22 protein-coding genes and 1 pseudogene are annotated in these 23510 nt (G+C 61.2%); 14 read left to right on the top strand and 9 right to left on the bottom strand.

The window, feature by feature from the left end; all coding sequences use genetic code 11:
• The first annotated feature begins 127 nt into the window (after positions 1-127).
• The 3 genes from BN1800_RS00450 (at position 128) to BN1800_RS00440 (ending at position 2777) form a co-directional block, all read left to right on the top strand.
• Positions 128-916, top strand: coding sequence for an enoyl-CoA hydratase/isomerase family protein (locus tag BN1800_RS00450; protein ID WP_086993448.1), 789 nt, complete (start codon positions 128-130; stop codon positions 914-916).
• A gap of 205 nt (positions 917-1121) precedes the next feature.
• Positions 1122-2093 carry an alpha/beta fold hydrolase gene (locus BN1800_RS00445; RefSeq protein ID WP_086993446.1) on the top strand — a complete coding sequence of 324 codons (972 nt, stop codon included), beginning with the start codon at positions 1122-1124 and terminating at the stop codon, positions 2091-2093.
• Positions 2094-2096: 3 nt separating this feature from the next.
• A complete protein-coding gene (locus BN1800_RS00440) occupies positions 2097-2777 on the top strand; it encodes an FMN-dependent NADH-azoreductase (protein ID WP_086993444.1) in 681 nt (226 codons plus the stop codon).
• A 186-nt stretch (positions 2778-2963) separates the two neighbouring features.
• Here BN1800_RS00440 and BN1800_RS00435 read toward each other — a convergent pair whose 3' ends face one another.
• The gene (locus BN1800_RS00435) at positions 2964-3542 is read right to left on the bottom strand and encodes a TetR/AcrR family transcriptional regulator (protein ID WP_086993442.1); all 579 of its coding nucleotides are present in this window, start codon (positions 3540-3542) and stop codon (positions 2964-2966) included.
• A 141-nt stretch (positions 3543-3683) separates the two neighbouring features.
• Here BN1800_RS00435 and BN1800_RS00430 point away from each other — a divergent pair, with 141 nt between their 5' ends.
• From BN1800_RS00430 to BN1800_RS00395, 8 genes and pseudogenes are all read left to right on the top strand, one after another.
• Complete coding sequence (locus tag BN1800_RS00430; protein WP_086993440.1) at positions 3684-4418, top strand: SDR family NAD(P)-dependent oxidoreductase; 735 nt, start codon at positions 3684-3686, stop codon at positions 4416-4418.
• A 1188-nt stretch (positions 4419-5606) separates the two neighbouring features.
• Positions 5607-6302 carry an anhydro-N-acetylmuramic acid kinase gene (locus tag BN1800_RS00425; RefSeq protein WP_086993438.1) on the top strand — a complete coding sequence of 232 codons (696 nt, stop codon included), beginning with the start codon at positions 5607-5609 and terminating at the stop codon, positions 6300-6302.
• Positions 6303-6486: 184 nt separating this feature from the next.
• Complete coding sequence (locus tag BN1800_RS00420; protein WP_086993436.1) at positions 6487-7980, top strand: ABC transporter substrate-binding protein; 1494 nt, start codon at positions 6487-6489, stop codon at positions 7978-7980.
• 13 nt (positions 7981-7993) lie between these two features.
• Entirely contained in the window at positions 7994-9169 is a 1176-nt protein-coding gene (locus BN1800_RS00415; protein ID WP_086993434.1) for a carbohydrate ABC transporter permease, read from the top strand.
• The gene (locus BN1800_RS00410) at positions 9166-10239 is read left to right on the top strand and encodes a carbohydrate ABC transporter permease (RefSeq protein WP_086993432.1); all 1074 of its coding nucleotides are present in this window, start codon (positions 9166-9168) and stop codon (positions 10237-10239) included. The genes BN1800_RS00415 and BN1800_RS00410 overlap by 4 nt, the downstream gene beginning before the upstream one ends.
• On the top strand, positions 10236-11351 hold the full coding sequence (locus tag BN1800_RS00405; RefSeq protein WP_086993430.1) for an ABC transporter ATP-binding protein: 1116 nt from the start codon (positions 10236-10238) through the stop codon (positions 11349-11351). The genes BN1800_RS00410 and BN1800_RS00405 overlap by 4 nt, the downstream gene beginning before the upstream one ends.
• Before the next feature lie 102 nt (positions 11352-11453).
• Positions 11454-11636, top strand: a pseudogene (locus BN1800_RS42150) (IS701 family transposase); the annotation flags it as partial.
• A gap of 11 nt (positions 11637-11647) precedes the next feature.
• Complete coding sequence (locus BN1800_RS00395) at positions 11648-12223, top strand: nucleotidyl transferase AbiEii/AbiGii toxin family protein (RefSeq protein ID WP_244564410.1); 576 nt, start codon at positions 11648-11650, stop codon at positions 12221-12223.
• A gap of 299 nt (positions 12224-12522) precedes the next feature.
• Here BN1800_RS00395 and BN1800_RS00390 read toward each other — a convergent pair whose 3' ends face one another.
• Positions 12523-13581, bottom strand: coding sequence for a sigma-70 family RNA polymerase sigma factor (locus tag BN1800_RS00390; RefSeq protein ID WP_086993865.1), 1059 nt, complete (start codon positions 13579-13581; stop codon positions 12523-12525).
• Between the two features lie 8 nt (positions 13582-13589).
• Entirely contained in the window at positions 13590-14336 is a 747-nt protein-coding gene (locus tag BN1800_RS00385; protein WP_086993428.1) for an SDR family oxidoreductase, read from the bottom strand.
• 240 nt (positions 14337-14576) lie between these two features.
• Here BN1800_RS00385 and BN1800_RS00380 point away from each other — a divergent pair, with 240 nt between their 5' ends.
• Entirely contained in the window at positions 14577-15371 is a 795-nt protein-coding gene (locus BN1800_RS00380) for an SDR family NAD(P)-dependent oxidoreductase (RefSeq protein ID WP_179213728.1), read from the top strand.
• A gap of 304 nt (positions 15372-15675) precedes the next feature.
• Here the strand turns inward: BN1800_RS00380 and BN1800_RS00370 are convergent, their stop codons facing one another.
• The 4 genes from BN1800_RS00370 to BN1800_RS00355 all read right to left on the bottom strand — a co-directional run bounded on the left by BN1800_RS00370 (position 15676) and on the right by BN1800_RS00355 (position 19188).
• On the bottom strand, positions 15676-16365 hold the full coding sequence (locus BN1800_RS00370; RefSeq protein ID WP_179213727.1) for a glutathione S-transferase family protein: 690 nt from the start codon (positions 16363-16365) through the stop codon (positions 15676-15678).
• Positions 16366-16452: 87 nt separating this feature from the next.
• Positions 16453-16893, bottom strand: coding sequence for a DUF3237 family protein (locus tag BN1800_RS00365; protein WP_051336593.1), 441 nt, complete (start codon positions 16891-16893; stop codon positions 16453-16455).
• Between the two features lie 783 nt (positions 16894-17676).
• A complete protein-coding gene (locus tag BN1800_RS00360) occupies positions 17677-18276 on the bottom strand; it encodes an NADPH-dependent F420 reductase (RefSeq protein ID WP_086993421.1) in 600 nt (199 codons plus the stop codon).
• Between the two features lie 174 nt (positions 18277-18450).
• A complete protein-coding gene (locus BN1800_RS00355; RefSeq protein ID WP_027510633.1) occupies positions 18451-19188 on the bottom strand; it encodes an SDR family oxidoreductase in 738 nt (245 codons plus the stop codon).
• Between the two features lie 268 nt (positions 19189-19456).
• On the opposite strand from BN1800_RS00355, the gene BN1800_RS00350 reads away from it, so the two are divergent.
• Positions 19457-20353, top strand: a complete 897-nt coding sequence (locus BN1800_RS00350; RefSeq protein ID WP_086993419.1) for a LysR family transcriptional regulator — start codon at positions 19457-19459, stop codon at positions 20351-20353.
• Positions 20354-20720: 367 nt separating this feature from the next.
• Here BN1800_RS00350 and BN1800_RS00345 read toward each other — a convergent pair whose 3' ends face one another.
• Together BN1800_RS00345 and BN1800_RS00340 are read right to left on the bottom strand one after the other, a co-directional pair.
• Positions 20721-21218 carry a GFA family protein gene (locus tag BN1800_RS00345; protein ID WP_244564418.1) on the bottom strand — a complete coding sequence of 166 codons (498 nt, stop codon included), beginning with the start codon at positions 21216-21218 and terminating at the stop codon, positions 20721-20723.
• A 5-nt stretch (positions 21219-21223) separates the two neighbouring features.
• Positions 21224-22651, bottom strand: coding sequence for a coniferyl aldehyde dehydrogenase (locus BN1800_RS00340; RefSeq protein ID WP_086993415.1), 1428 nt, complete (start codon positions 22649-22651; stop codon positions 21224-21226).
• 97 nt (positions 22652-22748) lie between these two features.
• On the opposite strand from BN1800_RS00340, the gene BN1800_RS00335 reads away from it, so the two are divergent.
• Positions 22749-23360 (top strand): TetR/AcrR family transcriptional regulator, encoded by a 612-nt coding sequence (locus BN1800_RS00335; RefSeq protein ID WP_086993413.1) that lies wholly within the window; start codon positions 22749-22751, stop codon positions 23358-23360.
• Positions 23361-23510: the final 150 nt, after the last annotated feature.

The raw sequence follows: 23510 nt of genomic DNA, 5'->3' as shown, positions 1-23510 counted from the left end.
CTCCATTCTGTAACGTACATAACATAACTGGTTTGGTTATCCGCCAATCGCGACGTGAGAGACGGGCCATTTTGTAGCAGGTGTTAGGCCTGCCTGGCTAGATAGTCAGCAAACTAGGAGGTAAAACATGAGTTCGTTCCGCTTCGAGCAACACGGTGCGGTGGGCAAACTGATCTTGCTCGGTGATGCAGACAGCGAGCCAGGGTCCGACTTTCCCTCGTCGCTGCGGGCCGCCGTTCGCCAGGCATATGCAAGCGACATCCGCGTCCTTCACTTGACGTCCGCGTCCGGCAACATCGCCGTGGCAGACGATCTGGGCGCCATCGGTGACAAGGGCTCGAAATTTCTCGAAGCGTTTGCGGCCGACATCCTGGCTTCGATCCGTCTCATCGAGGAACTGCCCGTCCCCACGGTTGCTTCGGTAGCAGGGATGGCCTTGGGCGGCGGTTTCGAACTGCTCCTGGCGTTCGATTTCCTGGTCGTCGCAGAGTCGGCGATGCTCGTCCTCCCGGAAGTGTCGGTCGGCGGCATTCCAATGGCAGGCGGGGTGCAGCGGCTCGCCGATCGCGTCGGCAAAACACTCGCTACTCGCTTCGTCCTGCTTTCGGAGCCAATTTTCGGAAAGGTCGCAGTCGATCTGGGTATCGCAACCCATTCAGCGCCTGACGGCAAGTTGGAGGAGGTCTCCGACGAACTCGTGCGGCATCTCGCGACAGGGCCGACCCTCGCGTACGGCAAGGCGCGCACGCTCATCCGCACCTGGGCTACCGGCGGCGTTGCAGCTGCCGACATAATCTCCACCCAGCTCGGCGCTGGCATCCTCGACACCAAGGATGGCGCAGAGGGAATGGCCATTGCGGTCGCGGCTGTGCGCAAACACGAGCCGATCCCGAAGATCCAGTTCGCAGGGAAGTAACTCGATCCGGTGCTGACATCAATTCTCGGAGTCAGGCAGCGGTTAGTCTGCGACTGACTCCGAGACGGATGACAGAGAGTTCAAAGTAACCCGAACACCATCTCGATCGCACGCGAACTATTATCGAACTGTATACTTCACAGATCGATCTCAGCGGTCGCCGCATCGCGTGCGTCAATTTCACAATTCAAATGGAGCATGAAAGATGACTTTCGTGGATCGGAATAGATCGCTGAAGCAGACCTTTGTAGAAACCAATGGCGTCAAGCTGAACGTTGTCGAGGAAGGCGATGGCCCGGCTGTGCTGTTCGTTCACGGCTTTCCTGACGGATGGCGGGGCTGGCGCCGGCAGATGGCGGCAGTCGCGGCCGCGGGTTACCGTGCGATATCGTTCGATACGCGTGGTTACGGCGATAGCTCCAAGCCTGAAGACGCCGCGCTTTACACGGTTCTCTACCATGTAGGAGACCTTGTCGGCATCCTCGCGAAACTCGGGATCGAGCGCGCTACCCTGGTCGGCCACGACTTCGGTGCGACAGTGAGCTGGAACGCGGCGGTGATGCGTCCGGATCTGTTTGACGCGGTCTTCGGCCTCAGTGTCCCTCCGGTGCTACCAGGTGCGGGGCCCAGCATGCTCGAAATGCTGAAGGCCGCCGGCAAGGAGGGAGCCTTTTATATGTTCCGCCACATGAAGCCGGAGGCCGACCAGGAGTGGGCGGATGCGGCCACGACTTTCCCGGGCGCTCTCTATTGGATGTCGGGGTTGCCCAATGCTTCCGAAGCGTGGGGTCCGATGGACCCAAGCAAAGATATGCACCGGCCATCCCCGATCGGCATCCCGCCCTTCGCTGACCGTGAGGACGCCGAGGCGATGATCGCAGGCTTCCAGCGTGATGGCTTCCACTGCCCACTGAATATCTATCGCGGCATGCAGCCCTATTTCGACCAAGCAAAAGCATTTGCCGGGGCGAAGATCCAACAGCCAGCCTTCTTTGCGTATGGCACAGCAGACAGCATGGTTAAGATGCGAGCTTTGAACGAGGAAGATCTCAAGCCGGCCGTGCCAAACCTCCAGGGGTTCCTACCACTTGAGGGGATCGGGCACTGGCCACAGCTCGAGGCGTCTGAGGCAGTGAATGAGGCGCTGGTCGCCTTTCTCAACAAGAGGAAGGCTTGAGCCGTGACGTCGATTTTTCGTTTGGATGCAAGCATTCGTGCCGCCGGCTCTCAAAGCCGCGCTCTAGCTTCCACGCTCGAGGACTCTATCCGAACGCAACTGGCAGAGCTGGATGTCGTGAGGCGGGACGTTGGCCTTTCACCCCTGCCTGCAACAGCTTGGGCCCGTGCCGTGCAGGCTGGTCCAAAGGCCCTCAGCGAACGCACGACGGAGGAGGTGGAGGCGGCAGCGCTGGCAACCAAATTGGCCGATGAGATGCTGGCAGCAGATGCCTTCATTTTTTCGGTTCCGCTCTACAATTACGCTGTTTCGCAACACGCAAAGGCGTGGATTGACCTTCTGGTCACCGAACCGCGTTTCACCGTTAAGGTGCCGTCGCCGATCTCGAAGCGTCCCGCCTATCTGATCTCAGCGCGTGGAGGCGCGTACGGCCCTGGCATGCCCAAGGAAGGCTGGGACCACGCGACGCCCTGGCTTAGGCGCATCTTCGAAGACAACTGGGGATTGGACCTCCAACTCATCGATGTCGAGCTGACCCTCGCTGATGTTAATCCCGCTATGGCCTCTTTGCGGGACCTCGCGGCGTCCAATCTTAAGCAGGCGCACGCCGCCGCCAAGCAAGCGGGAGAACAGCTGGCGGCGCGCCTTACAAAATCGCTGGCGGCTGAGCCGGGGCAAGCGTGACAAAGAACGAGAGGCGCATGCCGTGGTGCGGAGCATCAGCGCGGGCACCGACGTTGCCCGCACCGGTAATCGCGGAACAACGCGTGCGAACGGTGCGCGAGTCTCCTTTGTGCCCACATCGCGACGTTCACGCCCATCCGGGATGATTCCGAAAAATAACTTCGATCATCCGATTGCTGATCTGATTCAACACGCTGCCTGCTTGGCATCGTTGCTTGAAGGGCTTGTCAGGATGGCGCTCGTAATGAGGTGAACGAGATGATCTGCCCGTGGCGCGAATGAGGGTTGGTCGACCGCCCAGCCGAGAGCCGTTATCAGGGCGAACAGGTCGTCCCCACTCATATCGGCGCGCGCCGTTCCCTCGCCCTGAGCATGGAGCAGTAGTCGCGCGCCTGCTGCGTGCACCGCTGCGCATGAAGCATAAAGAGCGGAGTCCAGGTTCGTGCGGGCGGCCGCCATCATGGCGACAACGCCCCTATAGCTTTGGGTGAATGCCACCAATTCTCGAAACCAGGAGAGAAGTGCTTCGTCAGCCGAAGTCGACGCTTCGAGTTCGTCTGCCTTCTGCGTCAGTGCGTCCAGATTGGTACACAGCAACGCTTCGAACAGGGCTTCCCGCGTCGGGAAATGACGAAGCAGCGTGGCCAAGCCGACGCCGGCGCGGCGGGCAATATCGCGCATCGACGCGTCGGTACCATGCTCGGTGACGACGTCACGCGCGACCGTGAGAATTTGGCTGCGATTTTTTTCTGCGTCGGCTCGCATGGACTGCCTTGATAAGCGGATCAATGATCCGTATATGTGGATCGGCGATCCGATTGCCAAAACGGATCAGTGATCCATACAATACAGTGCATGTGGGTAAATGGCAACGGGCGCTGTCCAACACGACGATAAGGAGTAGTCATGGGAAAGCTTGAAGGTAAGGTTGCAGTCATCACCGGTGGATCGAGCGGCTTGGCGCTGGCGAGCGCCAAGCGGTTCGTTGAAGCGGGCGCCTATGTTTTCATCACGGGCCGGAGACAGGAATCGCTGGACGAGGCCGTCAAGCTGATCGGCCGGAACGTGACCGGCGTGCGCGGCGACGCGTCCAACCTCGACGACCTCGACCGCCTGTTCGATACAGTCAAACGGGAAAAGGGCAAGATCGACATCCTGTATGCGAGCGCTGGCACGGGCGAAGCCGTCCCACTGGGTGAGATTACCGAGCAGCACTTCGATGCGACCTTCGGCCTGAATACGCGGGGCACGCTGTTTACGGTTCAGAAGGCGCTGCCGCTGTTCAACGATGGCGGATCGATCTTCATGACCGGGTCAGTCGCTTCGCTGAAAGGGTTTCCTGGTTACAGCGTGTATGCGGCGAGCAAGGCGGCGCTGCACGCATTCGCACGCGGATGGCTCAACGAGTTGAAGGGCAGGAATATCCGGGTGAACGTGCTGCACCCGGGGCCGATCGCCACACCGATGCAGGACCAGGTTCTCACCGAGGAGGCGAAGCAGATGTTCGAATCCCTGATCCCGCGCGGAAAGATGGGCCGTCCTGAGGAAATTGCGGCGGTCGCGCTGTTTCTTGCTTCAGACGATTCGAGCTTCGTGAATGGGATGGAGTTGAATGTCGACGGCGGCTTCTCGGCCATCTGAAATCGCGCCGGATCGCAGGAGCGGTTAACCGGCGGGAACTAGAGCATGATCCAAAAAGTTGCAGACTTTTCGGATAAGATCATGCGTTAAAAACAAAAACTTAGAGCATGATGTCCGATTCCTCTTAATTGCATCCTGCTCTAGCGTGTCCATGGTGGACCACTTCCGCGCTGAACGGTCACAGTCCGGCCGCGCGGAAGTCGTTGACGTCGGGACGTATATGCGAAGATCGCCATGCAGCGAAACGGATAATCCCAGCTCCGTTTAGTGCCGGGGAATCAATATCAACACGGATCGGAAAGTATTATGAGCTGGCGCGTTGCTCGCGGCTGCCCGCCGCCCGCACGCCGTGCGCTCGCTTACGCTGATTGAGGCCGCCCTCGCGTAGGCGTCCGATCTTGTCCACGCTGACGGTACTTTTGGCCGTGATTTCGGTTCGAGCGTCAGACCTGGAATGGCGCGCAAAGAGCCAATAGTAGTCGATAGATGGCTTGCGGAGGTCAGCAGAAATTCGCGAACGAAATCAGGATCGTAGGTTTCTGCCGGGTCCCGGGCCGGTAGTAATTGGATGAGAGAATATTTTCTCTAGCAAATTCAACAGGTTGAGATGACCCTGAATAATCGAGTGGGAGTAGGGGTGGCGCATTCGCTCTCTTCGCTTCAATTTGGATGCGGTCGCTCGGGAAGTAAATAGAGCTCGAGTTTGTGGGGTGCTCTGACGTACTATGGAGTGCAAGTCTGAGGCTCTCAGAGCCCTTCAGATGTCGCCGAACGAGGGCGCGGCTAGGTCCAGCCGACAGGCGATAAGCTGCTCGTCACCGACGCCCTGTCGAAGGTGAAGATACGAGCAGGTCGTATCTGCGGCAGCGGACAAAGCCGCTTCTCATACAGGTGGCACGCAACCTTCATAAAGGCGGCCGTATGGATGCCCACGGTGCGAGCGCCACGACGGCTGGCCGCCTCGATGCATCTATTTGCTGCACGCATGGGCATGCCCCTTCACAATGGCTGAAGCGCGAGCGGCCGGCAATTACGACAGAAAGCAATTGCAGGAGCCGCGTCGACGACTGAAAGTGCCGTGAGGGGGTGGCGAAAAGTGCAGCGCGAGCGCCCAACGCGTGTCGAGGACACCGGGCTGCATGAGGTCCGCCTCCGATCATGCCGCGCTGTTGAGCCTGTCTAAGACATATTAGTTGGCCTTGCGCACGCTCGTTTCCAGCAATTCATCGAGAGTCGCACCGACGCAACCTACGTAACCCAACAGATATTCACAAATTTGCTCACGCTACCTGCGAAGTTGTTCTACAATCTCTGGGCAGGCCCTATGACAAGGACGGCGAAGTCGCCTCCAAGGGCAAGGTCGCCGACATGCTGATGGGGAGATTGAAAGAGCACGACTTCTTCAAGCGACCGATCCCGCGGAGCGCCTCGCGTCTCGACTTCGGCTCCTCCTATCTCGACCGCCAGATGGAGGAGTTCAGTCATCTTTCGACAGAGGATTTGCTGGCGACTTTGACCGAGTTTGCCGCGTACGCGATCACGCGTTCGATCACCGACAGCGTCAAAATGCTCAGCGAAATATCGGTGATCATGGCCAGTGGCAGAGGCACCCGGAATCATTACTTGATGAGTAGGCCGCGGGAATACATGCCGAGGGGTCTGCGCCTGACGACATCTGGCGAGTTTGGCGTTCCGGCACAGTTCAGGGAGGCGATCAAGTTTGCGACGCTTGCCTACGCCACGGTCAACCAGCTCGCCAACAACATACCCGCTGCTTCCGGCGCGACCCGGTTTGGAATCCTTGGCAAGCTGGTGCAGTTGCCCCGCCATGCAAAGGGAGTAACCGAATATGCGGCTTATGGAGTCGAGCCAACCTGGCCATGATGGAGGATCGGCGAAAGGACAGGCTTACGGTTCGAAGACCACAACTGTCAGGAGGGGAACCGCCAGGCGAAAGACACGGCTAACCTAACCATATCCAGGCCCGACGGTATCTATGTCCTTGAAAAGGCATTGGCGTAGGAATCAATGACATCAGGGCGAGCGAACCAACAAAGGGAGGTAACGAATGAACCACATTGGAAAACTTTTGAGCCCACTCCTTCTCGGTGCAATGGCCATGGCCGGTGTCGCGGCGAGCGGGCCTGCGGCAGCGCAGAAAATGTATGACGGCGTCACGGTCAGGATCATGACCCGGCCCGGACCGGTTATTGCCCAGCGTCTTGTCGAGCGCGGCAAGGAATTCACCGAGATGACCGGGGCGAAGATCGAGGTCGCCGAAGTCCCGTTCGCGGAACTGTTCCAGAAACTTCTCACCGACTGGGCGACCGCCACCAACTCCATCGACATCGGCGTATTTGCTTCGAGCTGGGCGCCCGAATATGTCGACGCCGGTCTACTCCAGGACCTGACCGACTATGTCGCGAAGGACACCAAGATCGACATCAACGACATTGCTCCGTTCTTCCGCGAGTATAACCAGAAGGTCGGCGGCAAGACCTACCTGATCACCGTCGATGGCGACTTCCAGATGGTATATTACCGCAAGGACATTCTGGACCAGGTGGGCTTGAAGCCGCCGCGCACCTGGGACGAGTATCATGCGGTTGCTGCCGCGACCAACGGCAAGGACCTGAACGGCGACGGCATGCCGGATTTCGGCTCCTGCATGTTCAAGAAGCGGAACGCGCAGTCATACTTCGCCGTCATGTCGATCGCTGCCGCCTACGTTCAGACTCAGGGCACCGGTGAGGGCATGTTCTTCGATCCCGCGACCATGAAGCCCTTGGTCAATAACGAAGCCTGGGCTGAGGCCTTCAAGGTCTACAAGGAGAACGGCGAATACGGACCACCCGATGAGCTCAACCACGACATCGGCGACACCCGGGCGCTCGTCACCACCGGTCGCTGTGCATTGGCCATCGACTGGGGCGACATCGGCCCCCTGTCTCTCGACCACGGCGGCGAGGCGATCAAGAACAAGATGGGCGCCACCGTCATGATGGGCACCAAAAAGGTGCTCGACAAGGCCACCGGCAAGCTAGTCGACTGCGATGCCACCCGTTGCCCGCATGCGATCGACGGCATCAACTACTCGCCGTTCGCGGCGTTCGGTGGCTGGACCGGCGGTATCAACGCCAAGGCTGACGACAAGGTGAAGCAGGCCGGCTATGACTTCCTGTCCTACATGAACCAGGCGGCCCAATCGAATGTCGACGTGACGATGGGCTGGACTGGTTACAACCCGTACCGCAACTCGCAGCTCGACAATCTCGAGCCGTGGATCAAGGCCGGGTTCACACAGGAGTCAGCCAAGAACTATCTTGGCGCCATCAAGGACAGCCTGAACAACCCGAACATGGCCTCGGACCTCAAAATCCCGGGGACCGCCGAGTATCAGGGTGTCGTGCTCGACCGCGAGCTCGCTCGCTTCCTTGCAGGCGAGATCACTGCTGAAGAGGCGGTGGCGAACGTCGAGACCGGCTGGGAAGAGATCACCGAGCGTTTGGACCGGGACAAGCAGAAGGACCTGTACAAGTCCTCGCTCGGGATCACCAACTGAGGGGTGAGAGTCAGTGACCTCCGGTAATGGACCAACGACAACTAGTCAGCTGGGGCGTGTCGCCCCGGCCGGCCTCAATGCTTCCGTCACGACGAGGGCGAGGCTGAACGAGTGGCTCGACCGCCATTCGCGCCAGCTTTTCATCGCCCCCGCCGTGATCATGATTCTCATCTTCTCGGTATTCCCGACGATAGCGTCGCTGGTGCTCGCCTTCTCCAACATCCGCCTCAGGGCCGGTTCCTATCAGGTCCAGTTCGTCGGCCTGAGGAACTTCCGGAAGCAGTTCTTCGGCACCGAGCAGTTCCATTTCCTCGGGACCTTCACCAGCATCAGCCTGCTTGGCTGGATCGTCACGATCGCGAGCGCGGCCGGCCTCATCTGGTGGCTCTACCTCTACGCCAAGCGAGGATTCGCGATCCTCGGCTTTATTGGCCGGCTGATCACCGCCAGCGTGGGATTCGGACTGGCGCTTCTCTTTTCCGCGACGCTGTTCAGCGGCAATCCGTTCGGCACGCTCGGCGTGACCATCTTCTACGTGCTCGTCGGGTGCACCATCCAGTTCCTGATCGGCCTTGGCCTCGCCGTTCTTTGCGCCCAGCCGATCAAGGGCCGGACCTTCTTCCGCGTCGTCTTCTTCATCCCCTTGATGATAACGCCGATCGGCATCGGCTACAGCTTCCGCATGCTGGCGGACACGACCAAGGGTCCGTTCTCGCCGGTTTGGCAGTGGGTCGGCCTCGGTGACTTCGGCTGGGCTAACCATGCCTGGACTGCCCGCTTGTTCATCGTGATCGGCGATTCCTGGCAGTGGATCCCGTTCATCTTCGTCATCCTGCTTGCTGCGCTTGAGAATGTTTCCCGTGATCAGGTGGAGGCCGGCCAGGTCGACGGTGCCAGCGGTTGGCAGGTGTTCAAGGAAATAACCTGGCCGCAAATTGCGCCGGTTGCCGCCACGGTGATGCTGATCAGGATCATCGAGGCCTTCAAGCTGGTCGACCTCCCCAACATCATGACGTCCGGGGGCCCCGGCATCGCGACCGAGTCAATGACGCTTCATTCATTCTTTGCATGGCGGGCGCTGAACCTCGGGGATTCTGCGGCGATCGCCTACCTACTTCTGTTCGTGACGGTGGTGCTGTGCGTCTCCTTCTTCAATCTCCTCGTCCTCAAGCGATTGAGGCCGGCATGATCACGCAAGACATCCGGATGTCACCCCAGAGATCCCTGCTCAGGCGGTGGTTCGAGCCGAAGTCGATCAAGGAGATGGCGCCGGCCACGGCCGTCATCGTCTACGGCCTGCTGATCCTTTGGGCGGTGTTCGTCCTGTTTCCGCTCTATTGGCTCCTGATTACGTCGTTCAAGTTGCCAGCCGACGTCAACGCCGGCCCAGTCTACCTGCCCTGGATCGACTTCACGCCGAGCCTGCATGCATGGCGCGAGTTGTTCGTCTTCGACTACGAGGACACGCTGAGGGCCTACATCAACTCGATCATCATCGCGCTTCTCGCCACAGCCCTTTGCGTCACCATCGGCTCGATGGCCGCCTATGCCTTGGCGCGCATTCAGTACAAGCCCAAATTCGCGACGATCGTTCTCTTCGTTCTCTGCTTGGTCGCGATGGCGGTGGTGGTCGGCCGTTGGGGGGTCGATTGGCGTCTGTCGCTTGCCGTCGCGCTCGCGGTCTTCTTCGTTCTCGCCCGCGCTGTTGGTCACCATTTCAAGGCCACGCTGGGGAACGGAGATATCCTGTTCTGGATGATCTCGCAGCGCATTCTGCCGCCGATCGTCGCCGTCATTCCGATCTACATGATGTTTCAGAGCATTCGGCTGCTCGACACCCACATCGCGCAGATCCTCGCCTACACGGTAGTAAACCTGCCGATCGTCGTTTGGCTGATGTACGACTTCTTCGTCACCATTCCGACCGACCTCGACGAGAGCGCGCAGCTCGACGGCGCCACCCGCTTTACCACCTTCGTCGAGATCATCCTGCCCTTGGCGAAACCCGGTCTCGCGGCGACGACGCTACTGGTGCTGATCCTGTGCTGGAACGAGTATCTGCTGTCGCTGTTCCTTTCGACGTCCAATGCGCAGACCATGCCTATCCTGGTCGCCGCCATGAATGCGGGCGAGCGCGGCATCCTGTGGTGGAGCATGGCGGTGGTCATTATCGTCATGATCATTCCGGTCGTACTGATGGCGCTCGTGCTTCAGCGCTTCATTTCCAAGGGGATACTGTTGGGGGCGGTGAAGGGATGAACGTGGATAGGGGCATCGACACCGGTCATCAAGCGCAGCGGCTGTCGCTGCGCAGCCTGAACAAATCGTTCGGTGCGGTTCACGTTGTTAAAGATCTCAGTATCGACGTTGCGCCGGGTGAGTTTCTGGTGCTGCTCGGGCCCTCCGGTTGCGGCAAGACCACCGGGCTTCGGATCATAGCCGGCCTGGAAACCGCCGATTCGGGGCAGGTGGTGCTCGGCGATACCGACGTCACCAACATACTGCCGAAGTACCGTGACGTGGCGATGGTGTTCCAGTCCTATGCCCTCTATCCGCACAAGACCGTAGCCGAGAACATCGATTTTCCGCTGAAGGTCCGTGGTGTGTCGAAGCAGGAGCGGGAGCTCGCTGTCCGCGACGCTGCTGCGCAGGTCCATATGGAGGATCTCCTCGACCGATACCCGCGCCAGCTGTCCGGCGGCCAGCGTCAGCGCGTGGCCTTGGCAAGGGCCATCGTGCGGCGGCCCTCGGCCTTCCTGATGGACGAGCCGCTTTCCAACCTCGATGCGAAGCTCCGCGGCTTCATGCGCGCCGAGCTCAAGCGCATGCAGCACCAGCTCGGGGTGACCACCGTCTACGTCACCCACGATCAGGTCGAGGCCATGACCCTTGCGCATCGCGTTGCGATCATGGACCGCGGTGTGCTGCAGCAGCTAGGCACCCCCCGCGAGGTGTATGATCGCCCGGCGAACCTGTTCGTCGCCGGCTTCATGGGCTCGCCGCCGATGAATTTCCTGCGCGGGTGGATCGAGAACAATCGCTTCGAGAGCCACGGTGTGAGCCTGCCGGTGGCAGCAGAAAAGGGAATCATGACCAAGGATGTGGTCATGGGCTTCCGCGCGGAAGACGCCGACATCGTCAAGCCCGGCGCTGGTCTGTTCGATGCTACGGTCTATGCCGCTGAGCCTACCGGCGACGTGACGTTGGTCACGCTCGTGGTGGGCAAGGAGAGCCTGTCGGTCAAGATGCCGAAGGATTACGACATCGACTTCGACAAGGCCGTTGCCGTGCACTTTCCGCTCGATCGAGGCTTTCTGTTCGACGCCCATTCAGGTGTGCGCCTGGCGGCCCGGCTCATGTCCGTATCCTGACCGATTCTTGCAGGCTCCAAGCCTGCATCTGGTGAACTAGTACTACAGTTGCCGTTTTGAGTTTGATGTAATTCCCTCCTTTGAAAACCAGGAGGGAATTGGATGTCGGTTGCGACTTGGTCGGGATCGCTGTTGGCATGGGAGCGGGAGCTTTCGGCGCTGAAGGAGCGACTTTCGCCCGTGTTCTGGCGGCGCGAGTTGAAGGAGACGGGTTGCGCCTTTTTGGATGGGTTGCTGTGCGGGATTGAGCGCAAGACTGGCTGGCTGATGGCGGAGGCTGCGGGGCTGGAGAGCGTGTGCTCTATCGTCTGAGTGTTTCGCCATACCGGGATCGCTTCGTCCTCAAGGGCGCGATGCTGTTCACCCTGTGGGCGCCTGTGCCCTACCGTGCTACCGGCGACCTCGATCTCCTCGGCTTTGGCGAGAATGCTCCTGCTGCCATCGCTGGCGTTCGGTTGGACTTCGTGGCGGAACTTGCTGGCGCGCGCCTGCCCATGCATGTCGACATTGGATACGGCGACGTGATCACGCCGGACCCGGTCGATACAGAATATCCTTCGCTTCTGGGGCAACCGGCGCCGCACCTGAGAGCCTATCCACCTGAAACTGTTGTGGCGGAGAAATTCCAGGCCATGGTGGCGCTCGACATGCTCAATTCGCGCATGAAGGACTTCTTCGATCTCTGGGCCATCGCCGGCGCCCCCGCCTTTGAAGGAGAGGTTCTGGCGCGGGCGATCCAGACGACCTTCGAGCGCCGCGAGACGCGGCTTCCCACCGAAAACGCCACTGGCGCTGACGGCGGGCTTCGCCGAGGCAAAGGAAGTCCAGTGGGCGGCGTTTTTGAGGCGGACCGAGATCGCTCTTGCACCTGAACCGTTTCCGGAAATCCAGGCGCGTATCGCCGAACTCGTCATGCCGCCGATGATCGCAACGACTGAGACTGCGCCTTTCAATGCGCATTGGGCGCCAGGCGGTCCCTGGAACGACGGATAGCATTTCAAGGTTGCAGATGGATTTCTAGGCACAGCGGATGCCGAGACCCGATGGCATCGGTTTCTGTGCAGCCTTGACCGCTATTGCTCGAAATTTGGTGCAGTAGCGGAAATCGTGGCCGCAAAAACCACGAATTTGTGAATGGGGTGCGGTTGGCTGACCAGTCGGGTCTCGCGGATCAGTCCTCGAAGGCGAGAGGAAGGCCGAAGGATGGGATGAGCGCCGGCGCCAACGGGCGCATGAAGGCCGTGAGGCTCGAGATGGCATCGCCCTCGATGCCCAGCACCTGCACCGAGTGGGCGCGCCACGCACGCTTGCCGTCGGCCTGGGTGTAGAGCACGAAGGCGGGCTGGCCGTTGGCCTGCGTCGGCAGCAGGCGGAAGCGACCGTAGTGCTTCCAGACCGCGCCGAAGAACCGGCCGATGGCCTCACGACCCAGATACCAGTGAGACCAAGGCGGCATGGCGTAAGTCGCCTCGCTCTTCAACAGCGCAACGAAGCCGTCGAGGTTCTTGTCTTCCCAGGCGCGAACGTAGCGGTCGAGCAGCGCCTGTTGGTCTGGCGGGGCGACAATAGGGCCGTCCATCCCGGCGCGATTGTGGCGCTCCAGCGTCGATCTCGCCCGTTGAAGGGCGCTGTTGACGGATGCGGTAGAGCCGCCGATCAGCAAGGCGGTCTCGGCGGAAGACCAGCCGAGCACGTCTATGAGCAGCAGCACTGCCCGCTGACGCGGCGGGAGATGCTGGAGCGCGGCGACGAATGCGAGGCGCACAGACTCTCGCTGTAGGTAGCGTGTTTCTGCGTCGGGTGACTCGTCGGCAAGCTGGTCCAGCTCCGAGTCCGGATACGGCTCAAGCCATGCGATGTCCGCCGGCGGCTGTCCCGATGGCATCTCGGTCGCGGGTGGGAAGCTTCCCTCCGGCAGAATCCGCTGGAGCCTCTTGCGCTGGGCGATGGCGTCGAGACAGACGCGCGTCGCGATCTGATATAGCCAGGCCTTGAGCGAACCGCGCCCCTCGAAGCTCGCGAAGGCACGCCAGGCGCGCAGATAGGTTTCCTGAACGAGGTCCTCCGCCTCGTGCAGCGATCCGCTCATGCGATAGCAGTGCGCCTTGATCTGCCGCCGATAGGGTTCGGCAAGCCGGGCGAATGCGTCGGGCCCACCGGGGCTTGCGACGGCCGGTTCGATAGCCGACACGCCGGCGATTGGCTGAGAGGTGCGGTCTGATTGAGCCATGAGCATCACTATACCCTCGCGATGCCGTCGCTAGAAACCTTGAAGACGCTTCCCTCCCAAGCGTTCGGGTGCGCGGCAAGCTCGAATACTGCCGCGACGACGTCTTCCGGGCTCTGAGGCGACTTCATGCTTTTGACGAAGTCGGCGACCGACATACCGAGATACTCGGCATACCCCTCGACCGCATGCTTGCCGAATTCGGTGCCGGGCATGATCGTCGCCGGTGCGACCGCGAGGAACCTGATTCCCAGCCCCAGCCGGTCGGACTCCTTCTGGCAATAGTTGGCGATCAGCATCTGCATGCGCTTCGCGCCCGCGTATCCGCCCGAAACCGGCGACCCGCCCAGCGCCGCTCCGCTCGAGACCAGAACGACCACCGAGCCCGGCGCCAACGGTTTCGAAAGCGCGGCCTTGCAGAACAGGAAAGAGGTTTTGACGTCGTTCTCCCAGTTGGCCGAGAACTGCTCCCAGGTCATCTCGTGGATGGCCGCTGCATGAGGTCGGGCTCCGCCGCAGACCACCAGCAGGCTCGGAACACGATCGCTGAACACCTTCTCGGGAGCGCTCTCGTCCGAGGCGTCGAGCTCCAGGACGTCGACGTCGCCGGCGCTGCGGGCAAGCTCGTCGAGCCCGTGACGGCGCCGTGCAACGGCCAGGGTGCGCGCGCCTTGCGCGGCGGCCCGCCGCGCAATCATCGCGCCGAGTCCGCGGCTCGCGCCCAGCACGATCACGTTCTTGTCCATCAGGCTTGGCATGTTCATCTCCACCGAGGGTCCTGTCTGCTAGGACGGGCCGCCGGATCGAGATTCATCGGCCGCTCTGAAAATTTTCGAGCGCTGGCGACGCCTCGTCGTCAGCAGACACCGCGGCCGTCGTCGGCCAGTCGCCATGACCGATGAATTTGCCCGGTCGGGAGCGTCATCGCTGGTGACGCCGAATGCCGATGGATGAGCCGACGGCGCTGCGTCAGCACAATGAATTTTAGGAAAATCAAGATGTTGCTCAAGGACAAAGTCGCCGTGATCTATGGCGCAGGCGGCGCGATCGGCGGCGCGGTGGGCGGTCGGTTCGCTCGCGAGGGCGCGAAGGTCTACCTGACCGGTCGGCGGCTCGAAACGGTCCGCGCCGTCGCGGACAAGATCTCCTCTCACGGCGGTTTTGCCGACGCGGCCCTGGTCGATGCCCTCGACGAAGCGGCGGTGGAGGCCCACATCGCGTCAGTCGCCGAGAAGGCCGGCAGGATCGACATCTCGTTCAACGCCATCACGGCGGTGCCCCAGCCGGGAACTCAGGGCATCCCGATCGCCGAACTGCCGGTCGATAGCTTCCTGGCGCCGATCAACCTCTACATGCGCTCGCAGTTCCTCACGGCGAGGGCCGCAGCCAGGCGCATGTCGAAGGCGGGCTCCGGGGTCATCCTGATGAACACGCCCGAGCCGGCGCGTATCGGCGCGGCGCTTGTCGGCGGCATGGGCCCGGCCTGGGCGGCGATGGAGGCGCTGAGCCGCAACCTCTCCGCGGAATTGGGGCCGAGCGGCGTCCGCTCGATCGTCCTGCGCTCAACCGGCATGCCTGAGACACAGACGATCGACGTCGTCTTCGGCCTGCACGCGAAGGCGCTGGGGATCACGCCGCAGCAGTTTCAGGGCTTCGTCGAAGGCATGACGCACCGGAAGCGCTCCACGTCGGTCGCCGAAGTGGCCGAGTTCGCGGCCTTCCTCGCTTCCGACAAGGCCAGCGCGATGACCGGCACGGTCGCCAATCTCACCGGTGGTTTGATCGTCGATTGACGCCCGCTCGTGGCAGACACTCCAATAGCGCCAGTGACGCTTGTCACTGGCGCTATCCGTCCGAATGTGGAGTCCGTCGACCTAGGACTGTCGCAAGATCGGATAGAACGGGCTGACCACGCCAAAGTTCAAACGAGGAGACGCGCTTGCAGGCCCCGACCTTGCGGGGTTCGCGCGAAGATGGAGTAGCTGGGCATCAACCCGTATGTGCGAAAGAGCTGCCCCGTAGATCGATCGCAGAGTCTTATCCGACCCATTGTGCGAGAGGAAATGACGTCATTGCGTAGCGATCCGAGCCAGGACGTCAGACCGCGCTCCCTGGTGCGACGTCCGCGGCGCGCCAATGCGGCGGATAGGTTTTCTGGTATCTAGGGAGAGCCTCGATCCGGTCCATCCAGCGTCCGACCGCCGGATAGCGCCCGACGAACGGCAAGAAGCCCAGATCGACGCCCTGCTTTTCGGCCGCCCGCGCGCCGCGGAGGGCGAGGGCGGCGAACGGGTAGACCGCGATATCGGCGGCGCTGATGGCGTCCCCCACGAACCAGTCCTGGTCCGCTAGGACCCGCTCGATCCGGGCGAACTCCGCGCGGACCTTCTCGACAGACGCAAAGACCGCTTCACGCTTTTCCGGCAGTTGCCCACTAAAGACAGGCAGAACGGCCGCTATCGTTTCATCCGCCAGATAGTCCGAGCATTCGCAGATGACCCGCCAGATTTGACCGGTCTCCCCGGCCGAGGCGCCGAACAGCTTGGGACCCGGGCAGGCTTGATCCAGGTAGGCCATGATGGCGACGGACTCGTTCAGAACGAAGTCGCCGTCGCGCAGCGCCGGCGCGCGTCCGCGGGGATTGATGGCGAGGTATTCCGGTGACTTCAAATCACCCTTGGAGCCATCCAAGCGCCGATCGACGTAGGAAGCCTGTTTGATCTCCAGCGCCAACAGCACGCGCCACGAATAAGGGCTGCCGCTCAGCCAAAAAATCTCGATTGCCATCTTCATCCTCCTCGGCGAGGGGCGCGGAAGGCGTCCCTGTTTCTTAAGGACGATCCGATGTTCGAAAAATCATCGGTCGCCTCTACGTCAATGCAGAAAGGCGTCGATATGGATCTTCCCGGTGGCGACGTTCGCGTAGCCGGCACCCCAGGCCGGTCGCGCGTTGACCCAGGCGTAATCCGCTGCGGCCGTGAGGAGATGGATTTTCACAGCCAGGTCGACGATCGGCTCGCCCTCGCGCGGTGTGCCGACGCCGTCGGCGGAAAACGCAATCCTGCTCCCGTCGTCGGTTTCGATGGTGCCGCGGAGATCGAGTTCCCGGCGGCCATCGGCGCGCACCCGCAGGTAATCAATGCCGCGCAGCGATCCCGCCACGCGCCCCTTGATTGATCCTGCAAGCGTGACATCGAATTGAGCCCCCTGCAGCGGCACATTTTCTTGCCCTGTAAAGATGGCTTCCATCTTCGCGCCGTAGTCGGTGACGCCCACGATATCGAGATCGTATTCGAAGATTTTTTCGCTACTCATGGCTGTTCTCCTCAGTTTTCTCCGGCCGCGGGCAGCCGATTCAAACGCCGCCTCATGTACGTAGACGGGGGGACCAGCCCGGATTCATCGACCTCGGCAAATTTTTCAGCCGAGAGCCGCGGCACTCGGGCCGACCGGCGCATGTCGATGGAGCTCTGCTCATATCTGGCGGTTTGGTGCGCGCCCGGACCGCGACGGTCAGGTCCCGCCACGCGAGATCGTTGGCTGATCGCAAGGAGGGAGGTCGATGTGGACACTAGCGATATCGTAGGGCTCTCGCTGGTCGTGACGGTCTTTTGCTGGCAGGGCTGATCGTGAACGCGCAGCCGAAGAACAAAAAATTGAACGATTGACGCCGATAGTCCCTGAAACCGGGCCGACTTGGAACCGGCGAATTTCCCCTTTCAATTCAAGAGCGGAAATTTCTGACGGATCGGGGAGATGGTTCTTCGTGGCGCACAGAAAAACGTTGCCCCGCTAGATCAACGCTCTACGATCGCTCAGAACAATCGAATGGGAGTGAAGGGGAGTACCGTGGAGTAGTATCGGATAGCAGAGGACACTCGAGCGAATCCCAGGCCAGCGATAGCAGTCGATAGATTCGAGGCGACCCGCAGATCTGCCGCTCTGTCGGGCGTCTCCCCGCTCTTCGAACGGCGCCCATAGGCCGTCGGGCTCACCCCAACCTTCGCGACTTTGTGGCCTTCAAATATTCGGTCGCGCGCTCGAAGAAGTTGGCGCGCGCGACCAGTTCTCGGCGTCGATCACACGGTCGTAGATCGATTACTGCTCTTTCTTGAACAAATCCTGGAAGATGAGCTGGCCCCAAGTGCGGCCGCGTGCGTGCACCAGCGTGCCACCCTCGTTGAGCTTTCCCAGCTCGACGGGCGCAAACCCGAGTTGTTTGGCCAAGGCCGCTACGGGAGCGATCGCGTCCTCGTCGTCGCTCGCCAGAAAGACGACCCGGTGGCCGCCCTCGACGATCGGATCGGTAGCCAGGGTGGCCGCAATCAGGTGATTGAAACCTTTCACGAGCTTGGCGCCGGTGAACGACTTCGTAACGAAGGCAGAGGACGGGAGGCCGTCCAGCTCTTCAGGGACAGGAAACGCGTTCATCGCGTCGATGACCGTCTTGCCTTCCCAACTCGGCAGGGCCTTCGCAACCGCGCGGTGCTCCCCGAACGGGACCGCCAAGATGATTGTGTCGGCCTCGAGTGCTTCCCGCAGCGACTTGGCGACGACCGTGGGTCCAATCGCCTGAGCCTGCGGCGTCAACGCCTCGGGCGGCCGGCGGCTCGCGACGGTCACCTCGATGTTTTTACGGGCGAAGGCGTGGGCGAGAGCCTGGCCTATCTTACCGAATCCTACAATTGCGTAGCTCATAATGTTTCTCCGATGTTGTGTTAGAACTAAAGTTCGCAAAGCGAACGTTGGCTAGGTTGCTCGCCCAATCGATCAAGTTTTGCGCGCACGCCTGGGAACGAGTTGCATCAGCGCTCTAGGCTCCGCGCCTAGTGATCCCGCCATTGGAGGGCCAACCGCGGGACGGCGTCGGGGTCAGACCTGCGACATGCCCCCGTCGACAACGAGATCGATGGCCGTCGTGAAACGACTGTCGTCCGAGGCGAGATAGAGGACCGCAGCCGCGATCTCCGTAGAAAGCCCGAAGCGTCCCAACGGAACCAGCGAGACGAAGTAGTCCGTCAACTCTTTGGAAATTCCGGCGAAGGCGGCCGTGTCGCCGATCGCTCCCGGACTGATGCTGTTCACCCGGATCTTTCGGTCCTGCAGGTCGTTCGTCCAGCTTCGCGCGAACGACCTGACTGCCGCCTTGGCAGCCGCGTACAAGCTTGCTCCAGCATATCCCTTGAGGTGCGCATTCGAGGCGTTGAGGATGATCGAGCCGCCCTCGCGCATCAGGGGTAACGCCTTTTGGACGGTGAACAGCGTACCGCGGACGTTGAGATTGAGCGTATCGTCGACCAACTGCTCCGAGATCGACCCGATCGGCTTGTCGACTTCTCCGCCGCCGGCGCTGGCGAAGACGATGTCGATGTGCCCCTTTACGGATTTCACCTTCTCGTAGAGCCGGTCGAGGTCCGCCAGGTTGGCGGAGTCGGCGCGCACGCCGGTCACGTTGCGGCCAATCGCCTTCACCGCCTCGTCGAGGACCTCCTGCCGCCGGCCGGTGATGAACACATAGGCCCCTTCTTCGACGAATAGTTTCGCCGTCTCAAGCGCCATACCGGAGGTACCACCCGTGATGACTGCAACCTTACCTTCAAGCTTTCCCATACCTTCTCCTGTCCTGGTGTCGGGATAGCATCTTGCCCCCGAGACCTCGAAATGGGCCCGCCGGCATCAGTTGTTGAGTGCGGAAGCGCGCACATCGGTGGTGCAAAATCGATCCGGCTGGACGACTGACGCCAGCCGCGACGATCGGTGTCCGCCGTTCGAAATTGGCCCGCGCTCGTCGCCATAAGCTATGATGACCGCCAGTACTGCTATACGATGCGTTAGATTCGGGCTTTGGAAGGCGCACCGCGCGGTGCCGGATTGCACCATGATCGACTGGGATGACATTCGCTACTTTCTTGCCGTGGCGCGCGGAGGCTCAGTGCGGGGTGCTGCCGAGCGCCTCGGGGTGTATCACTCGACCGTGCTGCGACGCATCGCACAGCTCGAGGAACGCCTCGGGGCGCAGATGTTCGAAAAGCTGCCTTCGGGCTACCGCTTGACGGCTGCGGGCGAGGAGGTCCTCGAGCTCGCGAACCAGATGGAAGCGTCGTCGCACCAGCTGGAGACGCGCGTATTCGGGCGCGACCAGAGCGTGCGCGGGCTTCTGCGGGTGACGTTGGCTCCGACCCTCGCGACACACCTGCTCATGCCGGACTTCGCCGATTTCGCGCGTCTGCATCCGGACATCGAGATGGAAGTCTTGTCGTCCGGCGAGCTGGCAAATCTGACCAACCGAGAGGCCGACGTGGCGATCCGCGTCGTCTACGACCGCAAAACCCTGCCGCTCAACCTTCACGGCCTGAAGGGACCGGAGCTGTTCGGCGGCGTCTACATGTCCTGCGATCGACTAGCCGCATGGCGTGCGGGCGCGCCTGATCCCATCCGGTGGATCGTCATAAGCATTCATGGAATTCCGGATTGGGCCGGCGAGGGTGAGGTTCGCACCACGGGGGTTCCATTCAGGACCACGGACGCCGAGGCGCAGATCGTTGCTGTACGGCAAGGGCTCGGGATCACGACACTGCCATGCTTCGTTGGCGATGCCGACCCCCTACTGGTGAGGGTGCCGGGCACCGACCTGCACATGTACGGAACGCTCTGGCTTCTCACACAGGGGGAGACACGCAAGACGAAGCGCGTGCGGCTCTTCACGGAGTTCGTATCCCGCAGGCTCGCCGCGTACGCTTCGCTTATCGCGGGGCCGTCCATATCGCGCGACTGACGCCCGGCAGGTCGCCGGCGACGCTTGCCGTAATCCGGTCGGAAGCCGAGCTGCGATCGCTTGAAGCGGCGTCGTTCATTCCGCGAATGTTGCGCCGTATCGCAACCGGCGCGGGGTCACACTACTGACGGCGACGGACTTCACCATCGCCGACGGTCTTTTTGGCAAGGCTGGAGACGCCGCTTTTGCGGAGAACTCCGAGGAAAATAGACCAACCGAAATCGATAGCCTTTGAAACCGAGCAAATCGCGGGCGAAAGTGCGGCGGATCTGTCTGACGGTACTTTTTGCAGATCAAGGCTTGAAATCTAATGTGAAAGCTCCCCTTCACGGGGCGTTTCCGCGCGAACGGTACTTTAGCCGGCGCCCTACAAGCCACTCATGATCAGTTTCCCGATGGCCAACTCGCTCGCGAAATAACCGCTGTATTTGGGCACGCTATCGGGCATGTCCAGCACACGACGGTGATAGAATATGTCGATCCGAACCGGCGGGAGACGGGCCTCGGGCTCGAAATTGCTGGCCGGGATGAACATCACTTTGAACGGCCAGACGCCCGCAACCTCCACAACGGGCCTGCCGCAGGTCCGGCAGATCCCGCGATTGAAGTTCGGCGGCGGACGGTGCTTCTTGAATGAGATGTTGCCGGCGGTTTTCAGCACGACATCCCTGGCGCGAACAGCGACCACATCCGCGAACGGTTTACCATTGAACTCCTGGCAGATCAGGCAGTGGCACCGGAACCTGGCTTTCGGCGACGTATGCACCTCGAACGAGCAAGCGCTGCACTCGCAGGAACCGCGTAGCGGCAACGATGTATGGGCGGTCATGTGCGGATGCTCCTGAGCTTGATTTGATGACGGCATGCTGGTCACCGAAGCATCATGTTGAGGATGATATCGATCGGCTGTCTGAACGGGGCATGGAGGAGGTTGGAGAGGTTCCAGCGACCCTGCTCGTAGATCCCCTTGGCATGGCTGAGCGTACGGAAGCCCTCGACGCCATGGTAAGCGCCCATGCCGCTGGGCCCGACGCCGCCGAAGGGCAAGTCATCCTGGGCGATGTGCATGATCGTCCCGTTGATAGTGACGTTTCCTGAGGTTGTTCGGCTCAGCACCATGCGTCGGTCTTCATCATCAGCGCCGAAATAGTAGAGCGCGAGCGGCCGAGGCCGGGCGTTCACATAGGCAATCGCATCGCTGATGTCGCGGTAGGGAAAGACCGGCAGGATCGGACCGAAGATCTCCTCATGAGCGATGCGCATGGTGTCTGTGACGCCAAGCACGACGGTTGGCGCCAGCGTGTTGGGGCGACGAGATGCATCACCGGGCCGGTTGCCGACCTCGATGATCCGCGCTCCCCTGGCGCCAGCATCCTCGATCAGGCCCTGGAGCCGAGCGTGGTGCCGCTCATTGATGATGGAAGTATAGTGTTCACTCGTCGGCCCGTCCGCATAGAAGGACGCGACTTTCCGGTCATACGCCCCAACGAACGACTCGACGTCGTTTTCGTGGACAAGCGCGTAATCCGGGGCGATGCACGTCTGGCCAGCGTTGAGCAGCTTGCCGAAAGCAATGGACGCCGCCGCTTGGTCGAGGGAGTGGCCTTTGGCGACAATGACCGGCGATTTGCCCCCAAGTTCAAGGGTGATCGGGACGAGGTTGGCGCTAGCAGCCTTCATCACCGCCCGCCCCACTGCGGTGCTGCCGGTGAAGATGAGATGGTCAAACGGCAGGGCAGTGAATGCCGCCCCTACCGCCGCATCACCGGTCACGATCGCGAACTGGTCCTCTGAGAATATCTCGCTGAACATTTTTGCGAGTAGCGCATTGGTGACGGGTGTAAACTCCGAGGGTTTCAGCATCACCCGGTTTCCGGCAGCGATGGCTGTTGCGACCGGCATCAGCGCGAGGTTCACCGGATAGTTCCACGGTGACATCACGCCGACGACGCCAAGCGGCTGATATTCGATGCGGGCGTTGCCCGTCCGCATGTGCAGAGCAACGTGGCGGCGGGTCGGCGCCATGAATTTGTGAAGGTTGCGGATCAGGTACTTCGTGCCCTCGGCGACCCCTCCAACCTCCATGATCGCCGTCTCATACCTCGAGCGATGCCCGAAATCGGCATTGATGGCATCTTCGATCGCTTTGCGGTGCCCGATTATCGTGGCCCTGAACCTAGCCAGATCAGCGCGCCGCTGCGCCAGCGAAGGCGGTCCGTCACGCAGAAAGGCAGCACGCTGGGCCGCGAGGAGACTGCCTAGCCGATCAGCGTCGGTGATTTTTTCGATTGCGTTCATGGTCCACCCCAATGTAGACAGGAGAAACTTATGCCCTTGACATAGGCGCTTAAGTAGTCACTGTCAACAATGTAATCACAAGAAACTTTGAGGTACCATGCAGGACGCACCCAACCGCCCCTATCACCACGGTGATCTCCGTCGTGCGGTTATCGAGACGGCGCTGGACATGCTTCGGGAGGAGAAGGGCTGGCAGTTCACGCTGCGCGAAGTCGCCCGCCGGGCTGGCGTAAGCCACGCGGCCCCCTACAAGCACTTTCCGGACAAAGCCTCGCTGCTTGCAGAACTCGCCATGATTGGCTTCGACCGGCTGCGGGAGTCTCTATCCGCTGCGAAGTCCAAAGCGCCCACAACGCTGCGCGACGAAATTACCCCGATAGCTCGTGCCTACGTCGCGTTTGGAACCGACAACCCGGCTCTCTACCGCCTGATGTTTAGCGCGGAGGAGGGGAAGGCGGTGGGAATGCATCTCAATGAGCGGGCGCTGGCGGTATTCGATGTTCTCCTCGAGATCCTCCGGCGCGGCCAAGCCGCGGGGAGCATTCGCAAGCGGCCTATAGAAGGTCAGGCGGCGGCCGGCTGGGGCCTCATCCACGGTATGACCATGCTTGCGATCGATGGGCTCTTGGTCCCCGAGAAGGTGGGATTGGCCCCCTTGGATGCGGCACTGAGCACGCTGGTGGAAGGGCTGGGGAACCCAGCAACATGACACGATACGCGCATGGTTGACGTCTTCGTCGTGAAGGGAAATCCGGCGCGGCAAGTCTTCGCGCGTTTCCGGCAGGGCGATCCTACGAGGATGCCTGGTGGCGCTCGATGTACGGAAAGCGGCACGATCTTGCGAAGGTGCTGCCGTCTA

Source organism: Rhizobium sullae (assembly GCF_900169785.1).
In the GTDB taxonomy this organism is placed as follows: domain Bacteria; phylum Pseudomonadota; class Alphaproteobacteria; order Rhizobiales; family Rhizobiaceae; genus Rhizobium; species Rhizobium sullae.
This window is presented reverse-complemented; position numbering and strand designations above follow the sequence as displayed.

Coding starts and splice junctions, on each gene's coding strand:
- BN1800_RS00350 (WP_086993419.1), top strand. CDS start 19,457: ATGATCGACTGGGATGACATTCGCTACTTTCTTGCCGTGGCGCGCGGA.
- BN1800_RS00430 (WP_086993440.1), top strand. CDS start 3,684: ATGGGAAAGCTTGAAGGTAAGGTTGCAGTCATCACCGGTGGATCGAGC.
- BN1800_RS00435 (WP_086993442.1), bottom strand. CDS start 3,542: ATGCGAGCCGACGCAGAAAAAAATCGCAGCCAAATTCTCACGGTCGCG.
- BN1800_RS00410 (WP_086993432.1), top strand. CDS start 9,166: ATGATCACGCAAGACATCCGGATGTCACCCCAGAGATCCCTGCTCAGG.
- BN1800_RS00345 (WP_244564418.1), bottom strand. CDS start 21,218: ATGCCGTCATCAAATCAAGCTCAGGAGCATCCGCACATGACCGCCCAT.
- BN1800_RS00385 (WP_086993428.1), bottom strand. CDS start 14,336: ATGCCAAGCCTGATGGACAAGAACGTGATCGTGCTGGGCGCGAGCCGC.
- BN1800_RS00450 (WP_086993448.1), top strand. CDS start 128: ATGAGTTCGTTCCGCTTCGAGCAACACGGTGCGGTGGGCAAACTGATC.
- BN1800_RS00355 (WP_027510633.1), bottom strand. CDS start 19,188: ATGGGAAAGCTTGAAGGTAAGGTTGCAGTCATCACGGGTGGTACCTCC.
- BN1800_RS00365 (WP_051336593.1), bottom strand. CDS start 16,893: ATGAGTAGCGAAAAAATCTTCGAATACGATCTCGATATCGTGGGCGTC.
- BN1800_RS00340 (WP_086993415.1), bottom strand. CDS start 22,651: ATGAACGCAATCGAAAAAATCACCGACGCTGATCGGCTAGGCAGTCTC.
- BN1800_RS00420 (WP_086993436.1), top strand. CDS start 6,487: ATGAACCACATTGGAAAACTTTTGAGCCCACTCCTTCTCGGTGCAATG.
- BN1800_RS00390 (WP_086993865.1), bottom strand. CDS start 13,581: ATGGCTCAATCAGACCGCACCTCTCAGCCAATCGCCGGCGTGTCGGCT.
- BN1800_RS00405 (WP_086993430.1), top strand. CDS start 10,236: ATGAACGTGGATAGGGGCATCGACACCGGTCATCAAGCGCAGCGGCTG.
- BN1800_RS00360 (WP_086993421.1), bottom strand. CDS start 18,276: ATGAGCTACGCAATTGTAGGATTCGGTAAGATAGGCCAGGCTCTCGCC.
- BN1800_RS00380 (WP_179213728.1), top strand. CDS start 14,577: ATGTTGCTCAAGGACAAAGTCGCCGTGATCTATGGCGCAGGCGGCGCG.
- BN1800_RS00370 (WP_179213727.1), bottom strand. CDS start 16,365: ATGGCAATCGAGATTTTTTGGCTGAGCGGCAGCCCTTATTCGTGGCGC.
- BN1800_RS00335 (WP_086993413.1), top strand. CDS start 22,749: ATGCAGGACGCACCCAACCGCCCCTATCACCACGGTGATCTCCGTCGT.
- BN1800_RS00445 (WP_086993446.1), top strand. CDS start 1,122: ATGACTTTCGTGGATCGGAATAGATCGCTGAAGCAGACCTTTGTAGAA.